The sequence below is a fragment of the Geotalea uraniireducens Rf4 genome, from assembly GCF_000016745.1.
Lineage (GTDB): Bacteria > Desulfobacterota > Desulfuromonadia > Geobacterales > Geobacteraceae > Geotalea > Geotalea uraniireducens.
This window is the reverse complement of sequence record NC_009483.1, coordinates 602,812-625,452: the sequence shown is the minus strand read 5'-3', so window position 1 is coordinate 625,452 and position 22,641 is coordinate 602,812. Positions and strand designations below refer to the sequence as shown.

Genomic DNA, 22,641 nt, shown 5'->3' with positions numbered 1-22,641 from the left:
ACTTATTAAATTGATATAATCCCCTTTAGACCATTTATGGTTTGGAGGGGATTTTTTATGGCCAAACATGCAACGGGTCTCCCTGTTCCCAAGACCTTAAGGGCAATCGTATTCGGAATTATCTTCCTCGCAGCCGGAAAAGGCCACTGCGACATTGTTCCTGAAAAGGTAAACCTTTCGCGGGGATTCGCAGTGGAGATGGCGCTCCGTAAAAATATCGATTTGCGGGTAGAGGCCCTCAATTCCTCAATGGCTGAGACGGACGTTGCCAGGAGCAGGGGGTTCTATAATCCCTTCTTCAGTGTCTCGGCCACCGGTGGAGTGTCGGCCGTTCCGGGAGACCCGTTCTTCAAGACCACGAGCGGACTTGCTTCCATCGGTTTGACTCAGTATATCCCGACAGGGGGTAGTATCGCCGCATCGACCCAGACCGGCTTCACGAACGCCGAAGTCGAAGACTCCGGGACATCCACGAAAGATTGGCAGTCGTCAGTGGGAATCACCGTTACTCAGCCGCTTCTGAAAAATTCAGGCAAGGAGACAACAGAAGTGAGCATCACGTTGGCCGCCAGTGCACATCAGGACTCCCTGGAACGATTACGTCTCGTCATCTCCGACACCGTTCTCGCAGTCATCACCTCATACAATCATCTCTATGCGTTACGGCAGGTCCTGGAGTCGAGACTGACGGCCTTGAATTCGGCGCAGAACTTCCTGGACGAGATAAGGAACCAGATAAAGCCGGCACCGCTCCAAAACATGGAAATAGCCAATGCGGAATTCGCCATTGCCCAGCGGCGGAAGGACCTCGTCGAAGCAGAACGAAACGTCAGAGACCAGGAGGCAAGCCTTCGTTACCTCATCGGCATGGAACCGAAAACTCAATTAATCCCCGTCGATCCTCCGTCCAGGCTCGAACCGCAGGAAACGGAAGATCAGGCGGTGAAGGATGCGTTGGAGTTCCGGCCAGACCTGAAGCAGCTGCAATTGACCCTGACTTCAAGCCAGTTACAGGAGCGGGTCGCAAGGCATCAATCGCTCCCCGACCTCTCCGTCACTGCCAGCGGAGGTCTTACCGGAACCGGAGGCAGCATAGGCAACAGCTTCCAACAGATCGGAGACCGCCCGGGCAGTTTCTGGTCGGTCGGCATGCTATTCAGCGTTCCGCTCGGCAATACCAGCGCCATAAACGATTATCGCAAGAGCAAAATCAGGGCAGAACAGGTGCAAAACCAGGTCAAGGCACTTGCGTGGAAAATCCGTAACGATGTCGAGGCGGACATGCGGGCGCTTTTGTCGGCACGGTTACAGATGCAGATGGCCGACAAGTCTCTGCAATTCGCCGAGCAGCGCCTCGATGAGTACCGGAAGAACCACAAGGCAGGCACGACCACGGTTCAAGACGTTCTCAATGCGGAAAACGACCTGATTTCTGCCCGAAATGCACAGCTGGATGCGGTTGAAACGTTTGCAAATGCGGTAACAAAGCTCTGGCGAGACACGGGAAAACTTCTCGACCGCCTGGGCGTTCATATCGACACGTCACATCCGGCAGATCTCGCGAATGAGAAGATGCCGACACCGGCTCCAGAGCGCGCCGTGTCCACTGACGCCGGGGAAAGCAAAAAGCCCGGAAGCACGGATATGCCGGCCGCACCAGTCAGCGACGGAAAGGTCGCTCTGCCCGACAGTGAGATGCAGGTAAACGGTGGCCGCATCACGACAAAAGCTGAAAAAGAGCAAGGAGAAGTGAAGGCTTCCCGGAAGGACTCTGCCGATAAGGTGAGCGCCCAGACGAAAGAAGGCGAAAAGGAAGCTGCCGGAATGGTCGCTGGAGAGCAGGCGACGGTCTTTGCCGGCAAGGCGGAGAATGCTGCGGCAACCGGGAAATACACGATTAAGGTTGGAGAGTATACGGTGAAATCGGCATTGGCGAATGCCAAGAAAAAAGTACAACGCGCCGGCCTGTCGCCGGTGGTGAAAAAGGGCCCAACGAAAAAGGAACCGATGCTAGGTCTCTACATCGGGGAATTTCCAGATCGGGAGTCGGCCCGGAAAGAGCTTGACAAGCTGCGCAGCGTCAACGCCAAAGGACTCATTATCAAAAGCGGAGCAGGAAAGTACAGCGTCTATGCCGGGTCTTACGTCAATCGGAAGTATGCGGCAAAGGAACTGGAGCGGCTTGCCGCCCTCGGCATAAAGTTAAGCATGAAGAATATATCCGTATCCGTTCCAACGTCCCTGCTTACCGCCGGCAGCTTCCCGACACGTGAGGCAGCCATGAACGAGGCGGCGAAGCTGGAAAAACAGGGACTGAAGCCGGTCGTCATAGAAAACGGCAAGTAAAGAAGCCATTTCCCATCTCCTCTCTTAAGGCAGGGGAGGCGACAGGGAAATCTGCCTCTTGCTCCTTACCTTTGACTGACTCGACTTTTGAGAAACAACCGCCGCCGAATCGGTCTTCCTGACTTCAGGCTGGTTCAGTATTTGGCGCGCCAACGCCTCGCTTCTTCCGCCTGTCCGGTATTTCCTGCTCCGATCGTCCCACGTAACCATCCCATGGCATTCCAGGGTAACGAGGAGAAGAAGAACCTTTTTGCTGCTGATCTGCAGCTTGTCTGCCAGAGCACCGATATGAAGTCCCTCCCCCCCGGCCGCCAGTATCTCGAGAAGTTCCAAGGTCTTTTCGCTTGTCTCAACCGTTTGCACGCGTTTTGCTTTAAGCATTTTGTCTCTCCACATACATAGAATAGTAATCGCACCGGCCCAAGGAATCGAGTCCCGCCATAACAGCCGATGTCGCTCAGCTTGACTACTGAAACAGCTCCCCCTTTTCGAGCTTTACCTGGATGAGCCCTACCGCCTCACGCATAACTTCGGAGATGTTCCGGTTTGACAGCCTGGCGACCTTGTCGAGTTCTTGCTTCTCATCATTACTGATCCGCAACGACACGACGTTGTAACGTGGTTTCTTTTTCCTGGCACCCATGTCATGACCTCATACACCGATAATTTCGCTCTGCGAAACTGTATTTCTAAATTCACTAGTTTTATAGCGCCATCTGCGGATTGTGTAAACATATTTTTTCTGATTTTTTTTTAATTATCACAGTATACATCTCATCCTGTATGGTTCTGGCTTCGCTCGTAGGAATCACACCGAAAAATAGGCGGCGTCAGCCATTAATTTCGCACGGCGAAACATATGTTCGATGTAAATACTGTTTGACATCTCTTAACGCTTATGCAAATCTACCGACAATTTCGCAGAGTGAAACATTGGGGGGGTTTGTTTATGGGAAAGGAGAATACTGCCAGCGGTGAAGAGAACGATCGACAGTCGATCCGCGCCTTGGAGCGGGGGCTGGAGGTACTGCGCTGCTTCAAGCCGGGAGACAGGCTTCTCGGCAACCAGGAGATCGCCGCACGCACCGGTCTGCCGAAACCGACGGTCTCCCGCCTCACCTATACGCTGACCAAGCTCGGCTACCTGAGTTACTCGGAGAAGTTCGGCAAGTACTATCTCGACTCAGCCGTACTTGCCCTCGGCTACTCATTCCTCGCAAACCTGGACGTCCGTCGCATCGCCCGCCCCTTCATGCAGGAGTTGGGCGAATACGCCCAGGCCTCGGTTACCATCGGCGTTCAGGACCGGCTCAACATGCTCTACGTGGAAGCTTACCGGAGCAGCGCCATGGTCACCCTGACCCTCGGAGTCGGCTCGCAGATACCCATTGCCACCACCTCCATGGGACGAGCGCTCCTCTGTGCCCTGCCGGAGGCGGAACGGGCAAGCCTCATGGAGCAAATCCGGCTTCGCAACGAAGCCGACTGGCCGAGGATAAACGCCGGCATCGAGCAGGCCCTCAAGGACTATGCGGAACTGGGGTTCTGCCTCTCCCTCGGCGACTGGAAAAAGGACGTCCACGCCGTTGCCACCCCCCTCGTCCCCACCGACGGTTCCCGCATCCTCGTCTTCAGCTGTGTCGGCGCAGCCTTCCAGCTGCGTCGGCACATGCTCGAAGACGACATCGGTCCGCGCCTCCTCAACCTCGTCACCAACGTCAAAGAAGCCCTCGACCGCCACGCATAACGGATGTAAATCTACTATCTTCGTTCCCTCCCGCCACCGGAAGGGGGACTGGTCCTTACGCCACCGGAAGGGGGGCTGATCCTTACACCACCGGAAGGAGGGGTGATCCTTTCGCCGCCCCGAGGGGCCGGGGCGATCTTTTCCCCCCCGCGAAGGACCGGGCTGACCCTTTCTCCGCCGCGAACAGGCGGGGTAGCAGCTCCGCCGGCGGGCATCTTCAGTGCACGGGGAGCGTTGAAAATGGTCCTTTCACCTCTCGGCACCCCCGTCTGGATATAATCCTTAGGCCGCGTCACACCTATGCCTGCGAATGTTTTCCCCCTGGATCTCTCCACCGGATCGACCCGGAAAACCCGGTGAGTTCTGACGTCGTTGAAGTGGTTGGTGATGACCGACACTTTCCGATGCACGTGGACCACCCTATGGAAATCATGGAGGATAAAAAATCCGGGAAACCATAAATCGGACCACCAGAACGGATAAGGGACCCAGGCATACAGGCTGTAGTAGTCCGGCGGTGGACAGTAGTACGTGACGACCGGCGCACCTTCACTGGTATAACTTTTCTCCACCACTGCGGGATTCGGGTAATTCTCGCAACTGGCGGGGGTGGGTTCGTAGATTGCGCCGGCAGTATATGGCTTGAGTGCCAAGCCGAACTCTGCAACAACATCGGACAACTTCTTATGTGCCTCGTCCTTGCTCAACAACAGCTTGCCGGACGCCACAGCCTCAACCAGCGAATTCTGCAACTCGACGATAATATCGGGCGTAACCGGGTAATCGGCGATCCACCCGTTCCGTGGCGCAATGCCCAGTTCGCCGAGCCGGCTCTCTGCCTCGACCTCATCATCGGTCGTTGTCACGGCCAGTGCCGACCCCAGCCTTACTGCGAAGTCGCCTTCACTGACCAACGGTTGTTCGATCGGCGGCGCGCCCGGCTTTATCTGTCCCGCTTGGGCAAAGACCATTGCCGGCATCAGGAGCAGAAGCAGGCTGACCACGAATACCCTTGCCTCCCCGAAGATAACTCTTTTCATGTCAATGATCTCCTTTCGTTTCCGGTATTTTTGCCGGATTTTGCCCGGCGTGCTCCGCCGCGAGTAACATATACATGGCCGGCACTACGAACAGGGTGAACAGAGTGCCGATGGCAATGCCGGTCATGATCACCAGCCCCATATTGAAGCGCCCAACGGCTCCGGCGCCGGAGGCGGTCACCAGCGGCAACACCCCCAGCACCATCGCCGCTGTGGTCATCAGGATCGGCCGCAGGCGGATGGCGGCGGCAAGCTCAACAGCCTCGCGTTTCCCCTTCCCTTCCCGCTGCAGGTCGTTGGCAAACTGGACGATCAGTATGCCGTGTTTGCTGATCAGGCCGATCAGCGTCACCAGACCCACCTCTGTATAGATGTTGAGACTGGCGCCCCCCACCCCGAGGCTGATGAAGATCATCGCCCCGCAGATCGACATGGGCACGCTGATAAGGACGGTGAACGGATCGCGGAAGCTTTCGAACAGCGCGGCCAGTGACAGGAAGATGATGATCAGGGCGAAGAAGAAGGTAACCAGAAGCGCACTCGACTCCTGCACGTACTGCCGCAACTGGCCTGCGTAATCGATGCCGTACCCTTGCGGCATCACGTCTTTGGCAATTCCATTGAGGGTCTCCAGGGCCTGGCCCAGGGTAACGCCGGGGACCGGCACCCCGGAGATGGTCGCCGAGTTGAGCTGCTGAAAGTGGTTGAGGGACTCCGGCACAACAGTCGTCTTGAGCTGGGCGATGGTTGCGAGCGGGATCGAGACGCCGCCGGCGGTGGTAAGGTAGTAATCCCGCAGCTGCGCGGCGTTGAGCCGCTCCCGCTGCATCACCTGGGGGATTACCTTGTAGGAGCGGCCGGCCAGGTCGAAGTAGTTGACGTATCCTTCCCCCAGCATCGCTCCCAGCACGTCGCCCACGTCTCGCATGGTCAGCCCCAGCTGGGCGGCCTTGTCGCGATCTATCTCCACGGTAACTTGCGGCTTATCGATCTTCAGGTCGGTGTCGATGAAAGCGAACATGCCGCTGGCGTAGGCCTTGGCCATCAGCGCCTGGGAGACCTCGTTCAACCGCTCGAAGGGTTCGGTGGTGCCGACCACGAACTGCACCGGCAGGCCGCCGCCGCTGCCGGGCAAGGGAGACGGCTGGAACGCGACCGCCCGCACTCCGGCGATGCCGAACAGGCGCATCTGCACGTCCGGGTAGATCTGCATGACCGTGCGTTTGCGCTCCTCCCAAGGTTTCAGGACCATACCGGCGAGTCCCGAGTTGAGGCCGGTGATGCCGTCCAGCTGAAAGACATGGTCGCATTCAGGATAGCCGGCAAAGGTCCGGTACACCTGGCGCGAATTGAGCTGCGTCTGTTCGAGCGTGGCATTTGGGGCGGCAGTGATGAGCGAAAGAAAATAGCCCTGGTCCTCCTGGGGCGCCAGCTCGCTCTTGGCGTTGGCATAGAGGAAGTAGTTGCTGGCCAGGATGATCACGGCAAAGACGACGGTCACGGGCAGATAGTTGAGGGCTCCGGCGAGAAGCCGTTCGTAGCCGCGGCGCAACAAGGCGAACCGGCCGTCGATGAATTGCACGAAACGGCTCTGAGCGCCATGGTCGAACGACTTGAGGGAGCGCGAACACATCATCGGCGACAGCGTGAGGGCGATGACCGCCGAAACCGCCACCGCCCCGGCCAGGGTATAGGCGAACTCGGTGAAGAGCGCACCGGTGAGCCCTCCCATGAAGCCGATGGGGACGTAGACCGCAACCAGCACCACCGAAATGGCGATAATCGGCCCGGCCAGCTCGCGTGCACCCTGAATCGACGCCTCCATGGGCGCCATACCGTTTTCCATGTGGCGGTGCACGTTCTCCACGACGATGATCGCATCGTCGACCACGAGGCCGATCGCCAGTACCAGCGCCAGCAAAGTCAGCAGGTTGATGGTATAGCCCATGAGCAGCATGATGAAGAATGCGCCGATCAGCGACAGCGGCATGGCGATGGTCGGGATGATCACCGACCGCAACGAGCCGAGGACGAGGAAGATCACCAGGGTAACGATCGCGAGCGCTTCGAGCAGGGTAGTGATCACCTCGTGAATCGAACTGTTCACGTACTTTGTGGCGTCGTAGACGATACGGCCGGAGAGCCCTTCGGGTAGCTGTTGCTCGACCACCGGGAACACCTTGCGCACCCCGTCGATTACCGTGAGCAGGTTGGCGGTCGGCGCCACCTTGATGCCGATGTAGACGGCGCTCTCGCCGTCGAAACCGACCGCAGTATCGTAGTTTTCGGAGCCGAGCGTGACGCTGGCCACGTTGCCGAGACGGACGATGGCGCCGTTGGCGCTCTTCAGCACCATGTTTCGGAACTCGTCGACCGAGTGAAGATTCGTCGTGGCTATAAGGTCGACGGTCACCATCTGCCCCTTGGTGCGTCCAACTGCGGAGATGAAGTCGTTGTTGGCAAGCGCGGTGCTCACGTCGCCGGCGGTAACGCCGAAGGCCGCCATTTTTACCGGATCGAGCCATGCCCTCAGGGCGAACCGGCGCTGGCCGAGGACCTCGGCGGTCTGCACACCTTCCACGGCCTGAAGCTTCGGCTGCACCACCCGGATCAGATAGTCGGTGATCTTGTTGGTGGGGAGCACCTTGCTGTAAAAGCCGATGTACATGGAATCGATGGCCTCGCCGATGGCCACGGTGATTACCGGCTGCTGCGTATCTTTCGGCAACTGGTTGAGCACGGCGTTGACCTTCGTGTTGATCTCGGTCAGCGCCTTGTTCGGGTCATAGTTGAGGCGCAGGTACGCCTGGATCGTGCTCTGGCTCTGGATGCTCGCCGAAGTGAGATAGTCGATGCCGTTGGCCTGTGCAATGGAGTTTTCCAGCGGCGTAGTGATGAAGCCGGCCACAAGGGCCGGGTCGGCGCCGGTATAGGTGGTGGCTACGGTAACGACCGCATTTTGGGTCTCAGGATACTCGCGGACCTTGAGCACCCCCATGGAGCGGAGCCCCAGCACCAGGATCAGCAGGCTGACCACTGTGGCCAGCACCGGGCGGCGTATGAAAATGTCGGTAAAGTGCATAGGGTGCCTTATTCCAAATAACCCATCACCACGGAGACACGGAGAAGAGCTTTAATCTTTGAACCAGACACAGAGCCCCCTCCCCCACCCCCTCCCATCAAGGGAGGGGAGCTTTAAAGTCCCCTCGCCCCTTGTGGACCCATATTGCGGGCCTAAAGGAGAGGGCTAGAGTGAGGGGGGGGGAAGTGTGGTGGATTTTCACTCGTCCATCGGCCGGGGAGCGGCATTATTACTTGGCTGGATCCGGTTGTCGACGATCACCGGACTGCCGTTCTTCAGCTTCAACTGGCCGCTGGTGACCACCTCTTCCCCATCCTTCACCCCGGTGAGGATAGCCACCTGGTCGCCGCGGGTGGGGCCTACGGTAACAAAGGTCTGCCTGGCGATCAGGAGCGGTTTGCCGTCCGGCCTTTGCCCCTTTTCCTCGACGATATAGATGGTCTCCCCGTATGGGTTGAAGGTCACCGCCGTCTGTGGCAACGTCAGGAAGTTTTGCCCGGCTCCGGCCCGGACCTCGACCGTGACGTACATACCCGGCAAAAGCACGTGACGGGGATTGGCGATGGTCGCCTCTACCTGGAAATTGCGCGTCTCCGGGTCCACCCGCGGGTTGACGGCGGTGATCCTGCCGCTGAAGATGCGGCCGGGGTAGGAGTCGGTAGTGACGGCCACCGTCTGGCCGAGGGCGATGCTCGCCAGCTCCTGCTGGGGAAGGTAAAAATCGGCATAGATTGCATCGAGCGCTTGCAGGGTGACGATCTTGTCCCCCGGGTTCAGGTACTGGCCCGGGTTGACGGTTGTGATGCCGAGCCGACCGGTAAAGGGGGCGCGAATAATCTTTTTGTCGACCAAAGCCTCCTGCTGCGCTACCTGGGCCTGCTTCACCTTGAGATCGGCAGCGTCGGCGTCCAGCGTCGCCTGGCTTACCCCCTTTACGGCAAACTGCTTTATATCGCGGATATAGACGGTACTTGCCAGATCGGCCGCCGCCCGGAGGGATCGCAACAAGGCGACGTCGGCATCGGCGTTGAGCTGCACCAGCAACTGCCCCGCCTTCACATCGTTCCCCGACCTGAACTGCACCGACCGCACCAGGCCGGCGATTTCGCAGGTGACGTCGACGCCGCGCACGGCACGCAGGCTTCCCACCGCTTTGAGTTGAGGCTGCCAGGGGAGAGACTTGGCCGTGATCGTGGTTACCGTCATGAGCGGCGCCTGGCCGGCAGCCATGGATTTCTTCGCCATCCGCGCCTGGAAAGCCTGGTAGCCGAAAATGCCGCCGAACAAAAGGGCGACTGCCGCCAGCATGAGTAACATCCGCTTGGTCATCAAAGGCTTCTCCATGTGAGGTTTGGCGTCGCGTAGGGGCGGACGGCGTCCGCCCTTGTCGAGGTTCATCCGTACTGCCGACAGGGCGCAGGCCCTGCGCCCCTACGCATGTATGCGTTTCATTTTTCCTCATTCTCAATGCGAGGGCGGGCAAAGGGCGGATGAGGGGCTGCTCCGCCCTCCGCCGAGCGGTTCCACCAGCCGCCGCCAAGCGCCTGGAACAGTGCGGCGGTGTCGGCAAAGCGCGCGGCCTGCGCCTGCACCAGGCTGATTTGCGCCTGCTGATACTGACGCTCGGCATCGAGAAGGGAGAGATAGTTCACTGCACCGAGCTGGAACTGCTGCCGGGTAAGGTCGAAGGTATCGCGAGCGGACGTTTCGGCATCCGCCTGTGCCTTGAGCGTACGGGCGTCATCATCCAGTGCCCGCAGCACATCGGCCACGTTCTGCAACGCCTGCAAAACGGTGGAGCGATACTGGGCCGCCGACTGATCGTAAGCGGCAATGGCGGCGCGGCGCTTGGCGGTAAGTTCACCGCCATGGGAAAGTGGCTGCAACAACCCTGCGCCAAGACCCCAGATGGAAGTCCCGCTGCCGAACAGGTCGGTAATCCTTCCCGACTCCGACCCCAGGCTGCCGCTGATGGTGATCTGCGGATAGAGGTTTGCCGTGGCCACGCCGACCTGGGCGCCGGCGGCATGCATCAGTTCTTCGGCTGCACGGATGTCGGGGCGCTGGCGGACCAGTGCCGACGGCAGGCTTACCGGCAGCTCCTGCGGCAACTGCAACCCATCCAGGTCGAACTCGGGAAGCCCCGCATCACTGGGGAACCTTCCGGCCAGCACTGCCAACAGATGGCGCGTCTGGGCGAGCGCCTTCTCCAGGGGAGGGAGGGTCGCCCGCGTCTGTGCAAGCCGGGTTCGCTGGGCAAGAACATCGGTACGTGCGACCCCGCCGAGCTGGAACTGGCGTTCGACCACTTCCAGTTGCTGCTCCTGGTTCGCCAATATATTTTGCGTCGCCCGGATCTGTGCCCGCAAAGAGGCCTCTTTCACCGCCGTGGTGACAATGTTGGCGGTGAGCGCGAGATAGGCTCCCTCAAGCTGATAACGCTGGTAGTCGACCTGGGAACGCAGTGCCTCCAGTTCGCGCCGTCCGCCGCCGAAAATATCGAGTGCGTACGAGACTTTCACCGAGGCGTTAAAGAGGCTGAAGGTGCTGTTGGCAAGATCCGGCTGACCGAACGCGACGCCTGAGATTTTTTGCCGCACGGCCGAAAAGTTTGCGTCCAGACTCGGCGAATACTCCGTACCGGTCCTGGCACGCAGGTTTTCCTGCGCCTGACGGAGCGTCGCCTGGATCGTCGCCAGGGTCGGACTGTCTGCAATGGCCTGACTGATCAAGCGATCCAAGGCCGCGGAATGAAAGAGCGCCCACCACTGGCCGGGAATCTCCCGGCCGATGGCGAAGCGCTGCGCTGCGCCGCCATTACCCTCCGCGGCGGCCGTCTGCGCCGGCAATGCAGTCGATGTATAATTGTCCGTCCGCGGCGCCTCGGGCGGCCGGAAATCAGGGCCTACCGTGCAGCCGGCCAGCGCCGCGCCGGCTACCGCCGCAGCAACAGCATTTCTCACGGGCAAAAGACGTGTCATGTTTCACGCTCCACGGCACCCCACGATGGTCCGCGGCGAAAAGCTTCATCCACAACGTGCGCAACGCGGTCACCCCGGAGCGCTGTCGCATTGGACCTCATTATCAATTTATCACTATCAGGGGAAGGTTCAAGGGAGGCGATGATATGTGGCGGGCGGGGAGCGGGGAGCGGCCGTTTTTAGTCTCTTTACAAAATCTGAGCAAAAACAGAACTGCAATAGCACACGGATTTATACGGATTGAACTGATTTACACGGATTTTTTAACATCGGACCGTTTTTTAGTTTAATCCGCGTAAATCCGTTCAAATCAGATTTTATCCGCTATTGCCCTTGACTTTTTCTTGTTTGGTTCCGTCTTTGCCGGCTTAGGAGCTGTAAATGAATATCATGGTCAAAATTGCGCTCAGATTTAGGTCGGATTTGGCCGAACTGATTGAGCTAAACCGCAGACGTAGCACGGCTACGTTGAGGATTTGGCGATTGAAGATCGGCTAAAGATGACCTGAAGATGAGATGCAAGATGCCCATGTTATTTGTTTACAGTTCCTTAGGATAAAAAAAGGCCACATCGCACGGACGTGGCCTTTTTGAGCTTTGCGTCGGGACCAAAGGGGAGCGCCGACTATATCCGCCGGCGCAGGTAGCTCAAGAATTCTTCCTTGGAGAGGACCTTCTTCCGCACCAGGTGATCCACCTGGCGGCTCATGGCGTTACGCTCCCCTTCCTTCATGTTGTCTTTCAAGAGGATGAAAAAAGGGATGTTACGCGTCTGCGGATAGAGCCGGAATCTTTCCAGCATTTCGAAGGCCCCCATATCCTGCAGCATGAGGGAGCTGAATATCAGGTAAGGATGGCTGATCGTCGCCAGCGCCACACCTTCCTTGCCCGTATAGGCGTTGACCGCCTCGAAACCGAGCATCCCCAGGGCCTTGGCAACCGCTTCCTCCCCTTTGCGGGAAATGACCAGCGTCTGCAGGTCATAATCTTCGATATCTTCCGTTAAGCCCAATACCGCGAGCCTCTCGGCCAGATAATCAGCGTCGATGGGGAGGGTAAAAAATCCTGCAACCGGAAATACCTCTCCCACCTTGCCTTCCTGGCTGAGGTAGAGCGGAAGTACTGGAATATCACGGGTTTCCGGATTTTTTTTAATATCGAGGAGAGTGCCCCAGCCATCCGTGGAATATGGGGAAACATCGAGTAAAATCCCCAGGGGCTTGCATTTGGCCAATTCAGAGAGTGACGCCGTTCTTGCCCAGTAACCGGCTTCCGCCAGGTAACTGCAAATCAACGCCCCTCTTTCCACTTTCTCGCCAAGGCCTAAAATCCAGAGTTCGCGCTCTTCGCATTCTTTCATGTACATTCCCCGTCAGATCGGTATAATTTTCTAATAAATATCACATTTCCCGCTAACCGCAAGAAAAACTTTCTTCCATAAGCGGCCCCGCCATTGAAAATAGCCATGTTCTATGGTATTCAAAGCTATAAACGGTCGATAGTCGATAGTCGGCAGTCGGCGGTAAAAACAGGACCATCGACTACCGACTACCGACTACCGACCGCCTTTAAAAAGGAGCCCCAATGAAAAGCAAAGTCTTTTTCGCCGACATGCGCGCCGGCCACAAGGAAAACCTGTTTGCCAAGATCGGCAAGCTGCTGCAGCAATGCGGCATAAGGGAACGCATCAACGCCGGAGACCTGGTCGCGGTCAAGGTTCATTTCGGCGAGCGGGGCAATCATACCTTTGTCCGCCCCATCTTCGTCCGGCGGGTGGTGGATGAAGTCAAAACCTGCCAGGGAAGCCCCTTCCTCACCGACTCATCAACCCTCTACCCCGGCGAACGGAAGGAAGCGGTTTCGGCCCTGGCCTGCGCCATCGAAAACGGCTTTGCCTACGCGGTGGTCAATGCGCCGCTCATCATGAGCGACGGACTGAGGGGACACTCCGCCGTTGACGTGGCAATAGGGGGTGAACTCCTGTCCAAGGTCAGCATCGGCCGGGAGATCGTCGAGGCTGATGCCCTGGTGGCGGTTTCCCATTTCAAGTGCCATGAACTGACCGGTTTCGGCGGTGTCCTGAAAAACCTCGGCATGGGGTGCTCCAGCCGGGAGGGGAAACTGGTCCAGCACTCCACTGTCGCGCCGAAGGTGGCGGAAAAGTACTGCACCGCCTGCGGCATTTGCCTGAAGTCGTGCGCCCATGACGCCATTGCTATCATCGAGGGGAAAGCGGTCATCGATCCGGAAAAATGCACAGGGTGCGGGCGCTGCATCACCGCCTGCCTGCAAAAGGCGATCAATGTCCAGTGGAACGAGGCGTCCGAACTGGTCATGAAGAAGATGTGCGAATTTGCCAAAGGGGCGGTCAAGGGGAAGGAGCAAAAAAACATCTTCATCAGCTTCATCACCCAGGTGTCGCCAGCCTGCGACTGCTACGGCCATGCCGACGCCCCGATCGTCAACGACATCGGCATCTGCGCCTCTACCGACCCGGTGGCCCTCGACCAGGCCTGCGCCGACCTGGTGAACGCCGCCCCCGGTAACGCCAACACCGCGCTTACGAGCGGCCTGGAGCCGGGGGGAGACAAGTTCCGCGGGGTGCACCCTGACATTGATTGGGAAGTCCAGTTGGAGCACGCGGAGAAGATCGGGATGGGAACGAGAAAATACGAACTGGTGAAGATATGAAAAGGAAAAGGCCGGGCAAAACGCCCGGCCTTTTCACTTTGTGCACAATGATTCACCATCGGATCACTTGAAATACTCCGCGTGAATTGAAGTACCCATATGCGAAGTGACGAAAAGTGAAACGAGCGACATGATGAAGCAAAAAGCGAAGAACCAGGCGGCCCTCTCCCCCTGCCAGCGGAAGAAACGCCTCAGGTGCAGATAGATGCCGAACAAGAGCCAGGTGATGAGCGACCAGATTTCCACCGGGTCCCACCCCCAGAAACGCCCCCAGGACTGGTGCGCCCAGATCGATCCTGCCAGCATCCCTATGGTCCAGAAAATGAACCCGAAACCGGCAAACCGATACGCGTAAACATCGATAGCCTGGGGCTCGGGCAATCTTTGCAGCCAGTCGAAATCGTATCTCCTCTTCAGCAGGCAGAAGATTGAAAAGGCAAAAGCGATGATGATGGTGGCCAACGATATTTTGTAAAGCGCAATATGAATAACCAGCCAGATGCCTCTGAAGGTCGGGGGGAGGGTACGGATTCCGGGATTGCTCAACATACTGAGCGCCAACAGTAAAAATGTCGAGGGAAAGACGACTATGCTCACCGGCTTTATTTTGGGGTAGATGCGCACAAAAATCAGGAAGAGGCACATGGCGATCCACGCATCGGATGAAAGCACCTCGCTGGGCGCCATGTAGGGCCCATGGCCGACGATACGCCACCAATAGGCGATGAGTATGCTGTGAACTACCATGCCGGCCAGAGCAAGTTTATAGCCGTTTTTTTCATAACCGGACCGCCCGAAAATAATGCCGGAGGTATTTGCCACGGTGGCCAGCACGTATATGATGACCGCCGTCCACGTCAAGCCGGTATAGACAGCAAAAGATTCGTTTGTCATGCCTGCTCCGTTTCGATGTTTTTGAGAATGCCTTCATGCTCGTCAGCATAGAAGTCGGCAAACTTTTCCGCACGCCAGAAAAAGAGAAACCCGTCCCCATCCCTTGCCACGATAAATTCGCGAGGCGGCGTGAAAAAATTAAGCATAATACCCAGCACTATCATCATGAATCCGATAAAGACAAGCGGCATCCCCGGCACATGGACGAATATGAGCTTGCTCCATTTCTCGACCGCAGTCAGCCGCACCAGATAGTTACCCAGCCTCCCGCTTTCTCCATTTTTCAGGGAAATCCGCCCCAGTTCACGATTGTTTTCCATAATACGCAGTACCAGCAGCCGATCGGGACTGGTTATGAGTTTCTTGTCCGCATCGGCATAATATTTGGTGGATAAATTGTATTTTAACCAGGGAAAATCAAAATCGCCGTAACCGGCCTTGTCAAGGCCCGCCGGATGCAACAGCAGCAGTTTTTCCCGGTGCGTGCCGCCATCGGCTGAAGTGAACTCAAGGGTAAAGGCGTCGCCATAATCGTTGCTCTGATAGATGCGCTTACCCTGGTAGGTCAGATTTGCATTGATTGCCGCGGTGAGTCGGCGGACATCCCCGCCATTTTCAGGGAAAAGGGTGATTTCAGAAGCGACTTGATCAACATGGTTATCCTTTCGGAACTCCAGCTTCAGCTGATCGAGGCGCACCGAATAGGGAAGTGAAAGCCTCTCCGTCAATAAGCCATGTTCTTCGCTCTCCCATGGCTCGCCGGTCTGGTGGGGTACGCCTTCGACAAGTATTATCGCGCCGCGCTGCTGGGTCAACGCAACCAGGAGGGATGCGGCTATGGTTGCAACGATACCCGCATGAAGCAAGAAATTGCCCCAGTACCCCCACGGATTCTTCACGAAGCGCCAGGATGCCGTACGCGACAGCAGCAGATACCCATGCCGCCTCATGGTTGCCGGAATTCTCTGCTCCGTCGCTCTTATCCGGCTTCCGCCGGATTCGGGCAATGGCGCCGCCTTGAATGTCCTTCGCAGCGCAGCCCTGAACTGTTCGATTAACGACAAGCTGAGCGAAACCAACGCAAGGGCGATGAAAACGGCAAACCATGGCGCAGTATAGACATGATTCAGCCCGCAGACATCCGCAATGGGAACGAGCCACTCGTTGTCGGCGCGCCAGTTTTGCATTTTGGCCGCAGGGGTGATAAAGGTTTGCGGCACCAGCGAGGCGACCAAAACAGAGGAAAGAATCGCAACAAGAAGAAACAGCGCCAACTTGCGGGAGAGGAAAAACATCTTCAGCATATTCATGAATAATTTTTATCATGTATCGGTATTAAGTCAATCGAGACAAGGGGCGCCCCACCCCCGGAAACGGGAAGGCAGGGAAACACCGCCCTGTCATGATGCTCACCGAACGATAATATCCAAGCCTCTTTTGCACGCAAAAAAAGCCCCCGTCCCTTTCGGAACGGAGGCTTTTTGGTCAAACCCTACAACGTGTCGTGACAACTTAAGCAGCTGGTCTGTCCGCCGGTCTCACTCCACTTGACCGACTTTCCGTTATGGCAGGCGATGTTCGAACAGCTCTTTGTGGCCCCATCCCACTGGGTTGCGGTGCTGAAGGTCTTGAATGCCGCATCATATGCCCCCGGCGTCTTGTAGCCTGCCTGCCGCGACCATAACGTCTTGTCGTAGCTTGCCTCCCTCAACTGGGCCTTTGACTTGACCTTGACCGGCATGAAGGCAACATCGACGGAGCCGCTGATGTGGAAACGCTTGTCGGCTATGAGCTCTGCCGGGTTCTTCGGCAGGCTGCCGTGGCACTTCACACAGGCCTTGTTACTGTCATTGGCAGAACTGATGACGGTAGCGTAATGACACATGTTGCAGCTGATGGTGGACGATGTACCGGCATTTCCATGACTGCCGATAGGTGTATTGCCCACTATGGCAAGGCCTGACGCGCCGTTGAAGATGTTGTTGGTGTGAATCCCGATCACATGGCCGCCGCTGACGTTGCTGAAGCCGAGGAAATTATTGCTGTAGTGGGCAGGGGAACCGGGCTGGTTGACCGGATCACCGGCATTGGGCGAGTTGCCGTGGCACATGGCGCATTTGTCGCCCGCGTAGGCCGGACCGTACCAGTCGGGCGAAACCATGTATCGCAGGTTGGCGGCGTAGCCGTTACTGTGGCAGTAGGAGGCGGAGCATCTGACACTGACCTTCGTCGTCCCGTAAATACCGGAAGGTCCGTCTGTTGCCGCCAGTCCGTCCGCCGTGGCGCTGTTCCTGCTCCGCAGCGTGCCGACAAGACCACCGCCGCCGGTATTGGTCTTGTTAATGGTGACATTGACCGCACCGTTGGCGTGGTCGAGGCTATCCTGGGGATGACAGTTGGAGCATCCGAAATCGTAGCTCCCCACCGTGGAATGGTTGGCGGTGAAATTGTAGAAAGCGGGCGCCTGGGCAACATGCTTGCCATGGGCACCGTTTGCCTGCAGGGCCGCGAGGGAATGGCAGTTGACACAGGTCAGGGTCGTCCCCCACTGGGCGGTATTGTTGAAGTGGCAGGAGATCGAAGAACAGCTGCCGCCGGAGGCGTTGTAGCTATAGCTGAAGGTTGTGCCGGTCTTCGCAGTCACGTCGTAAAACCTGTTGCTGTGAGTGGCGGCATTGGTGATGCTTGTCCCTGTTGTAGTAGTGCCGTAGTGACAGACCGAGCACCCTATGCTGGCGTTAGATAATCCTTAACCATGGGAGTTTCGCCGTCGCGGGGTTGCACGTTACGCAAATTTAGTATAAGTTATTTTTTACGATGAGCGCTCAAGGGATATCCATAATGCACAAGAGACTCTTGTGTACTGTTATTGCTACGGCAGCCTTGTGTCTCGTCTTCCTGGGGATGAGGGTTCCCAATCTCTCGAAGCTCCATTCCCCAAAGCCGCGCCCTCGCGCCATTATCGAAACAACTGTAAAGGCTGGCCAGCCAGCGGGGATAAGGGTAAATGCTGACGTTGTAACGTGCCAAATCGCTCCTTTTTTAGCTGTTCCCACACCATTCAGCTCATCTTTCCATCAGGAAATCCGCAAGTTTAATTTCATTCCGATTGAGCATCACACTGCCCGCGCCCCTCCTGTAAACCCCGTATAAATTTCCCATTCTGTTTGTAAATCCGCCTGCCCACTGTTTGCGTCCGCTGGACAGATCCCGAGGATAGGCACATCTCTGTCCGTGTATAGCCATCGGTATTTGCATCCTTGCACGCACAATTGCGCTACCGGTTCCATGCACATCACCAAGAGGGAAATCCCCTCCTAAAACACAACTTTGAGAACGAGAGGAGCATAGAAATGCGTAAATCATACAACAAATATCTTTTGTTTTTGACTATTGGGGCACTCTTTGCCGGCGGCTGTGCAAAGCACGAGATGGTAAAGAAGGATGAAGTGGTCCCAGCGGCTGAACCGGTTAAATCTGCGGAAACATCGACAGTCAAGCCTGTGCTGAATGAAACCGGCATCAAGGACCAACCGATCAAGGAAGCACCCATAACGAGCCTGCCAGGTGGAGATATCGCCAATACAAATACAGCCAACGCTGACGCACGACCAGAAGCTGCCCTGGAGAAGATTTTCTTCGATTTTGATTCATATGCACTAACACCCATTGCCCGTGACACGCTTACGAATAACGCGAAAATCATGGGAAAGAGGGCCGGTGTAAAGATCCAGATAGAAGGGCATTGCGACGAGCTGGGTTCGGATGAATACAACCTCGCCTTGGGGGAGAAGAGGGCCAAGTCTGCCATGCAGTATCTAGTAACCATGGGCGTTCCGGCGCAAAGGCTTGCCGTAATCAGCTACGGCAAGGAGAAACCGGCTGATCCGGGCCATGGCGAGGCTGCCTGGGCGAAAAACCGTCGGAACGAGTTCGTCATAATATCAAAATAGGTCACGATTCATAACCCTTAAAGGGGCCGGAAACGGCTCCTTTGTTCTTTCAGGACAGAGGTTTTTCACTGTTCAAGCGACAATCCACTGCTCCACTTCAAGCTGGGGAAGGTTTTCGAGAAGAGCAAGCAATACAAGGATGCCATAGCCGAGTATCAGGAAGCGATAAAGCTTGACCCCGATAATCTGGAAGCCCACAAAGAGCTGGCAATCCTCTATGGGAAAAGGGGGAACCCACTGAAATTACCTGCCGCGCTCCTCTCATTAAAGCACTTATTGCACCAATAATCCACCGCAATATCATAATTGTGTCACAAACATTACATTCGAATTGCATAGCATAACGGTCAGACGCAAAAGGTAGGGCTCTTTTGTCCCCCCCGCAAACAGTTCATCGGCGGCATTTCTTTATGCCATCTCGTTCTCCTGCAAAAAGCGAATTCAGTCAATTACCCGACATTGCAAAAAACTAACCGCCCTTTCACCACACGTTTTAAATGGACCACAGAAAAAGCAAAATTGCACTGCCGCTAATTTTCTTTCTCAAGCAAAGAGCCGAGGGCCGGTAAGCACCTTTGGATAGGACTGCCGGCGGAATGGGTCGCAATATTAATTCCCCTTACTTGTATAATTTTTTACACTTTTTTTGCACATAATGTGCACACATCAGTCAAAAGGAATACCCCTTCACCATGAGCAAAATTTTTTTTAACATTGCATCATTCTCTAAGAGAAAACGGCTTGTTGCCATTACTATAACCGCCATCGTACTGCCATTTTTATTTCTTTTTTTTGCAACCCATTTCGATTTTTCATCCGATTTTGAAGGTATATATCTTCTCAGCTGCGACCGAGGGCTGCTGTACGACATCAAGAATGATCTCATGCTGGGCGAGGAAAACCGGCTGCTGGCAAAGATAGAGTTTGATCCCCTCTACAATTTCTTCAGTGGTGAAAAGAAACTCTCTGCGAATACGCCCCATCTCAATTACAGATGGAGCAACAGAAACGGCAACGGCTATATTTTCAATTATTCTGCCGATGGGAAACAGTTATTGACCTGCTTCAGCAGGTTCCGTGACAGCCAGGACATGGTGCCGAAGGGGCTTTTTGTCGGCGGCGGACTGCCCTATTCAAAGCATGACGACATCGAACTTACCATGAGCGCAACCGGCATGGCCCACTTTGATGGCAAGGAATGGCACCACCTCTGGTGCAATGCCAACGAAACTATCGCTTCGTCGCCGGACGACAAGCATGATCCGTCCACCTGGACATTCCTCGGCAGCAAGGTACTCCATGCCAGTGACTCCAAGCTTGTTTTAAAAAGCAGCCATGAATTGCCCTTCGACAAGACGGTCCTGCATATTGACCGATATGCCATCTTCCGCGCCGGCGAAACCTATTTCACCCTGTTGATCAAGATCGCCAACGTCGGCAGCAGCCCAACCGACTATTATTATGTATATGGCGATGAACCTTGGGTCGGAGAATTCGGCACATCCGCGGGGAACGTCGGCTGGACAAAGGACAGGCTCCACTACTACGAAACTGCCCTGAACCCTCTTCAGCACTCGTATGCCGGCATGTATGACATTGGCAATCCGCTCATTTTGGGGGGAAAGTCAAAATATTCAGGTTTGGCAAACTTCATAGAGTGGATGGGTGATATCAAACCAGGTCTCGTCTATTTTTCCAACAAGGAAGGACAATTTGTTAACGAGGAACAAAAAGTCCCCCTCTACAGCAAGGACAACCGGGTAATTTTCCTGCAATGGGGTCCCCGCACCCTGATGCCTGGAAGTCAGGACCTTCTGATAATGGCCATCGGCATGGCAGACGGCACAGCCAAATCCGGTGTCCCGCTAAAGCCCGAGGTAAGGCTCGATCAGGCTGACGCCAGATTCCTTTTCCAATGATTTTAGCCGCTGATTTTTACGAGTTCGCACCGATATTCAAAGCATATGGAACGGAAAGGGCACAACAGGATGGGTGTTTAAAAATATTCGTAGCTGACTGCCATGTAAAAGAAAAGGCCGTGTTCGACGGCCTTTTCTTTTACACTGAATATAAAGGACAACCAATTACGGAATGGGCGCAATCCCGTGGGGTATTCCGCCCTTGTGCCCTTTAACGTTCTGAATCAGCGCCTTGACTTCAGCAGGCATCTCCTTGCCTTCTTTCATCATGGCGCGCATTTGGCCGGCCAGATAAGAATTATTGATCAATATATCAAAGACAGCCAGCATGAATTCGCGTTTCCACGGGGTCAGCTTGTCCAGGTTCTGGAACTTGTGCATGTAGAACTTCTGCGCCGCCTTGCCCAGCTCCCGCTCCAGATCCTCGACGGTCATATGAATAGGCTTGATTACCGGCTCGACCAGATTGTATTTCCGATAGTCCTTTGTTGCCACATATTTTTCCAGCTGCGGATAAAGCTCTGCATAGGGCCAAGGCGCAATGGCAAGGAAGAAGGCCATATCCGGATTATAATGTTTGGCAAGCTCAATAGTGGCAGCGATCGACTCCGGAGTATCCTCCGGCATGCCGAGGACAAAGGAAGTTTCGGAAACAATGTCGGCATTGTTGATGATGTCGATGGCCTGCTTGGACTGCTCCACCTTGGTGTCCTTCTTGAACAGGTCAAGGGTCTCCTGAGAGCCTGCTTCAACACCAACATAGATATGCTCCACGCCCCCTTGGCGATACTTGTCCATGATATCGGCATCACGGAGAATATCATCAACCCTGGTCTCCATCAGGAGCTTGACCGGCACCTGGCGCTCTATCATCAGGTCGAGAATACGCACCCAGCGCTCCCGGTCAAAGGTGGGAATCTCGTCGGCAAGCATCGCCACTTCAACCCCGTATGTTTTGTTCAGCATTTCCAGCTCGGCTACAAAATTATCAGCGCTCCGCGCCCGCCAAGTCTGGGCCCAGAACAGCTGCTGGGAACAGAAGGAGCATTTCTGCTGACATCCCCGGGAAGATGAAACAATGGCCAACCGGGCGTTGTTCTTGGCCCTGTAGGAGTAAATCGGCCATTCGACCAGATCCCAGGCAGCAGGAAGTGCATCCAGGTCCTGAATATAGGGAGCCTTGGGCGTAGCCACCACGGCGCCATCCCGATAGAATGCCAACCCCGGGACTGTGGCCGGATCACCGCCGGCATTCAGGCAGTCGAGCAGGGACGGCAGGGTCGTCTCCCCTTCGCCGCGAACGATAAAATCGATCGTGTCGTGCTCAGCGGTGAGCATTTCTTCGTAGCAGAAGGTGGCATGGACGTTGCCATGGACAGTGACGACCTGCGGATTAATCTTCTTCGCAAGGCGGGTAAGCTCAATGGCATGGACGATTGAGGCGGTATAGGCGGTAGTTGCGACCACGTCGGGATTGAACGCCTCGATGCGCTGCTGGATTTCCGGCCATTTGTGCCAGAGCGACATGGCATCGTAGTAATCGACCTCGTACCCTGCGGCCCTGAGCGCCCCGGCAATATAGACAAAACCGACGTTCAGCCAGGTGCCGGCAGACTCTACGACACCGGAATGATAGGGGGGGGTAATGAGAGCTACCTTTTTAATGTTCATCAATTGCTCCTTCAAGAAGCTTCAAAAACTCGGCTTAACCAAGCAAGAATCAGACCGCCAGCGAAATGCTTAATATCTTACTAAATACAAAGCATTTTGTCTTTAAAATTATTAAAAGCCATCAGGAGTTACAGCCATTTGGCCGCACAATGCAGAAAAGTCGCAGAAACGCAAAGGCGCTGCCGTAATGCGGCCAACGGTCCGGCAAAATATATAGTTTCCATCCGGAAACCCCGGATGAGAAACTATTGGTTTTCTGATTCGGAAAGCGGGGATTTTTTGTCATGGCAAGTAAATCAAGGGGTTGCGCGGGGAAG

At 55.9% G+C, this 22,641-nt stretch carries 17 protein-coding genes; 6 read left to right on the top strand and 11 right to left on the bottom strand.

Annotation, left to right across the window (positions count from 1 at the left end):
* The first annotated feature begins 57 nt into the window (after positions 1-57).
* The gene (locus tag GURA_RS22585; protein WP_011937472.1) at positions 58-2,346 is read left to right on the top strand and encodes a TolC family protein; all 2,289 of its coding nucleotides are present in this window, start codon (positions 58-60) and stop codon (positions 2,344-2,346) included.
* 24 nt (positions 2,347-2,370) lie between these two features.
* Here the strand turns inward: GURA_RS22585 and GURA_RS02720 are convergent, their stop codons facing one another.
* Positions 2,371-2,727, bottom strand: coding sequence for a helix-turn-helix domain-containing protein (locus GURA_RS02720; RefSeq protein ID WP_041245238.1), 357 nt, complete (start codon positions 2,725-2,727; stop codon positions 2,371-2,373).
* 85 nt (positions 2,728-2,812) lie between these two features.
* Entirely contained in the window at positions 2,813-2,989 is a 177-nt protein-coding gene (locus GURA_RS02715; protein WP_011937470.1) for a ribbon-helix-helix protein, CopG family, read from the bottom strand.
* A 306-nt stretch (positions 2,990-3,295) separates the two neighbouring features.
* Between GURA_RS02715 and GURA_RS02710 the strand changes: the two genes are divergently transcribed.
* The gene (locus GURA_RS02710) at positions 3,296-4,093 is read left to right on the top strand and encodes an IclR family transcriptional regulator (protein ID WP_011937469.1); all 798 of its coding nucleotides are present in this window, start codon (positions 3,296-3,298) and stop codon (positions 4,091-4,093) included.
* Between the two features lie 14 nt (positions 4,094-4,107).
* On the opposite strand, the gene GURA_RS02705 is transcribed toward GURA_RS02710, so the two are convergent.
* The 5 genes from GURA_RS02705 to GURA_RS02685 all read right to left on the bottom strand — a co-directional run bounded on the left by GURA_RS02705 (position 4,108) and on the right by GURA_RS02685 (position 12,556).
* Positions 4,108-5,133, bottom strand: a complete 1,026-nt coding sequence (locus GURA_RS02705) for a hypothetical protein (RefSeq protein WP_011937468.1) — start codon at positions 5,131-5,133, stop codon at positions 4,108-4,110.
* 1 nt (position 5,134) lies between these two features.
* The gene (locus GURA_RS02700) at positions 5,135-8,215 is read right to left on the bottom strand and encodes an efflux RND transporter permease subunit (protein WP_011937467.1); all 3,081 of its coding nucleotides are present in this window, start codon (positions 8,213-8,215) and stop codon (positions 5,135-5,137) included.
* A 198-nt stretch (positions 8,216-8,413) separates the two neighbouring features.
* Entirely contained in the window at positions 8,414-9,544 is a 1,131-nt protein-coding gene (locus GURA_RS02695) for an efflux RND transporter periplasmic adaptor subunit (protein WP_011937466.1), read from the bottom strand.
* Positions 9,545-9,663: 119 nt separating this feature from the next.
* Positions 9,664-11,196 (bottom strand): efflux transporter outer membrane subunit, encoded by a 1,533-nt coding sequence (locus tag GURA_RS02690; RefSeq protein WP_011937465.1) that lies wholly within the window; start codon positions 11,194-11,196, stop codon positions 9,664-9,666.
* A gap of 625 nt (positions 11,197-11,821) precedes the next feature.
* Positions 11,822-12,556 (bottom strand): response regulator, encoded by a 735-nt coding sequence (locus GURA_RS02685; protein ID WP_011937464.1) that lies wholly within the window; start codon positions 12,554-12,556, stop codon positions 11,822-11,824.
* A 224-nt stretch (positions 12,557-12,780) separates the two neighbouring features.
* Between GURA_RS02685 and GURA_RS02680 the strand changes: the two genes are divergently transcribed.
* Positions 12,781-13,887, top strand: coding sequence for a DUF362 domain-containing protein (locus tag GURA_RS02680; protein ID WP_011937463.1), 1,107 nt, complete (start codon positions 12,781-12,783; stop codon positions 13,885-13,887).
* 63 nt (positions 13,888-13,950) lie between these two features.
* On the opposite strand, the gene GURA_RS02675 is transcribed toward GURA_RS02680, so the two are convergent.
* The 3 genes from GURA_RS02675 to GURA_RS02665 all read right to left on the bottom strand — a co-directional run bounded on the left by GURA_RS02675 (position 13,951) and on the right by GURA_RS02665 (position 17,464).
* A complete protein-coding gene (locus GURA_RS02675) occupies positions 13,951-14,781 on the bottom strand; it encodes a cytochrome c biogenesis protein (RefSeq protein WP_011937462.1) in 831 nt (276 codons plus the stop codon).
* A complete protein-coding gene (locus GURA_RS02670) occupies positions 14,778-16,091 on the bottom strand; it encodes a cytochrome c biogenesis protein ResB (protein ID WP_011937461.1) in 1,314 nt (437 codons plus the stop codon). Before GURA_RS02670 ends, GURA_RS02675 begins: the two co-directional genes overlap by 4 nt.
* A 182-nt stretch (positions 16,092-16,273) precedes the next feature.
* The gene (locus GURA_RS02665) at positions 16,274-17,464 is read right to left on the bottom strand and encodes a CxxxxCH/CxxCH domain c-type cytochrome (protein ID WP_407639378.1); all 1,191 of its coding nucleotides are present in this window, start codon (positions 17,462-17,464) and stop codon (positions 16,274-16,276) included.
* Between the two features lie 670 nt (positions 17,465-18,134).
* On the opposite strand from GURA_RS02665, the gene pal reads away from it, so the two are divergent.
* The 3 genes from pal (at position 18,135) to GURA_RS02650 (ending at position 20,653) form a co-directional block, all read left to right on the top strand.
* A complete protein-coding gene (pal, locus tag GURA_RS02655; protein WP_011937458.1) occupies positions 18,135-18,734 on the top strand; it encodes a peptidoglycan-associated lipoprotein Pal in 600 nt (199 codons plus the stop codon).
* Between the two features lie 87 nt (positions 18,735-18,821).
* Positions 18,822-19,022 (top strand): tetratricopeptide repeat protein, encoded by a 201-nt coding sequence (locus tag GURA_RS23165; protein ID WP_083765016.1) that lies wholly within the window; start codon positions 18,822-18,824, stop codon positions 19,020-19,022.
* A gap of 404 nt (positions 19,023-19,426) precedes the next feature.
* The gene (locus tag GURA_RS02650) at positions 19,427-20,653 is read left to right on the top strand and encodes a hypothetical protein (RefSeq protein WP_011937457.1); all 1,227 of its coding nucleotides are present in this window, start codon (positions 19,427-19,429) and stop codon (positions 20,651-20,653) included.
* Positions 20,654-20,818: 165 nt separating this feature from the next.
* On the opposite strand, the gene GURA_RS02645 is transcribed toward GURA_RS02650, so the two are convergent.
* Complete coding sequence (locus GURA_RS02645; RefSeq protein ID WP_011937456.1) at positions 20,819-22,324, bottom strand: B12-binding domain-containing radical SAM protein; 1,506 nt, start codon at positions 22,322-22,324, stop codon at positions 20,819-20,821.
* Between the last annotated feature and the right edge of the window lie 317 nt (positions 22,325-22,641).

Coding starts and splice junctions, on each gene's coding strand:
- GURA_RS02670 (WP_011937461.1), bottom strand. CDS start 16,091: ATGAATATGCTGAAGATGTTTTTCCTCTCCCGCAAGTTGGCGCTGTTT.
- GURA_RS02675 (WP_011937462.1), bottom strand. CDS start 14,781: ATGACAAACGAATCTTTTGCTGTCTATACCGGCTTGACGTGGACGGCG.
- GURA_RS02685 (WP_011937464.1), bottom strand. CDS start 12,556: ATGAAAGAATGCGAAGAGCGCGAACTCTGGATTTTAGGCCTTGGCGAG.
- pal (WP_011937458.1), top strand. CDS start 18,135: ATGCGTAAATCATACAACAAATATCTTTTGTTTTTGACTATTGGGGCA.
- GURA_RS02720 (WP_041245238.1), bottom strand. CDS start 2,727: ATGCTTAAAGCAAAACGCGTGCAAACGGTTGAGACAAGCGAAAAGACC.
- GURA_RS02705 (WP_011937468.1), bottom strand. CDS start 5,133: ATGAAAAGAGTTATCTTCGGGGAGGCAAGGGTATTCGTGGTCAGCCTG.
- GURA_RS02695 (WP_011937466.1), bottom strand. CDS start 9,544: ATGACCAAGCGGATGTTACTCATGCTGGCGGCAGTCGCCCTTTTGTTC.
- GURA_RS02700 (WP_011937467.1), bottom strand. CDS start 8,215: ATGCACTTTACCGACATTTTCATACGCCGCCCGGTGCTGGCCACAGTG.
- GURA_RS02710 (WP_011937469.1), top strand. CDS start 3,296: ATGGGAAAGGAGAATACTGCCAGCGGTGAAGAGAACGATCGACAGTCG.
- GURA_RS02645 (WP_011937456.1), bottom strand. CDS start 22,324: ATGAACATTAAAAAGGTAGCTCTCATTACCCCCCCCTATCATTCCGGT.
- GURA_RS02690 (WP_011937465.1), bottom strand. CDS start 11,196: ATGACACGTCTTTTGCCCGTGAGAAATGCTGTTGCTGCGGCGGTAGCC.
- GURA_RS02650 (WP_011937457.1), top strand. CDS start 19,427: ATGAGCAAAATTTTTTTTAACATTGCATCATTCTCTAAGAGAAAACGG.
- GURA_RS22585 (WP_011937472.1), top strand. CDS start 58: ATGGCCAAACATGCAACGGGTCTCCCTGTTCCCAAGACCTTAAGGGCA.
- GURA_RS02715 (WP_011937470.1), bottom strand. CDS start 2,989: ATGGGTGCCAGGAAAAAGAAACCACGTTACAACGTCGTGTCGTTGCGG.
- GURA_RS02680 (WP_011937463.1), top strand. CDS start 12,781: ATGAAAAGCAAAGTCTTTTTCGCCGACATGCGCGCCGGCCACAAGGAA.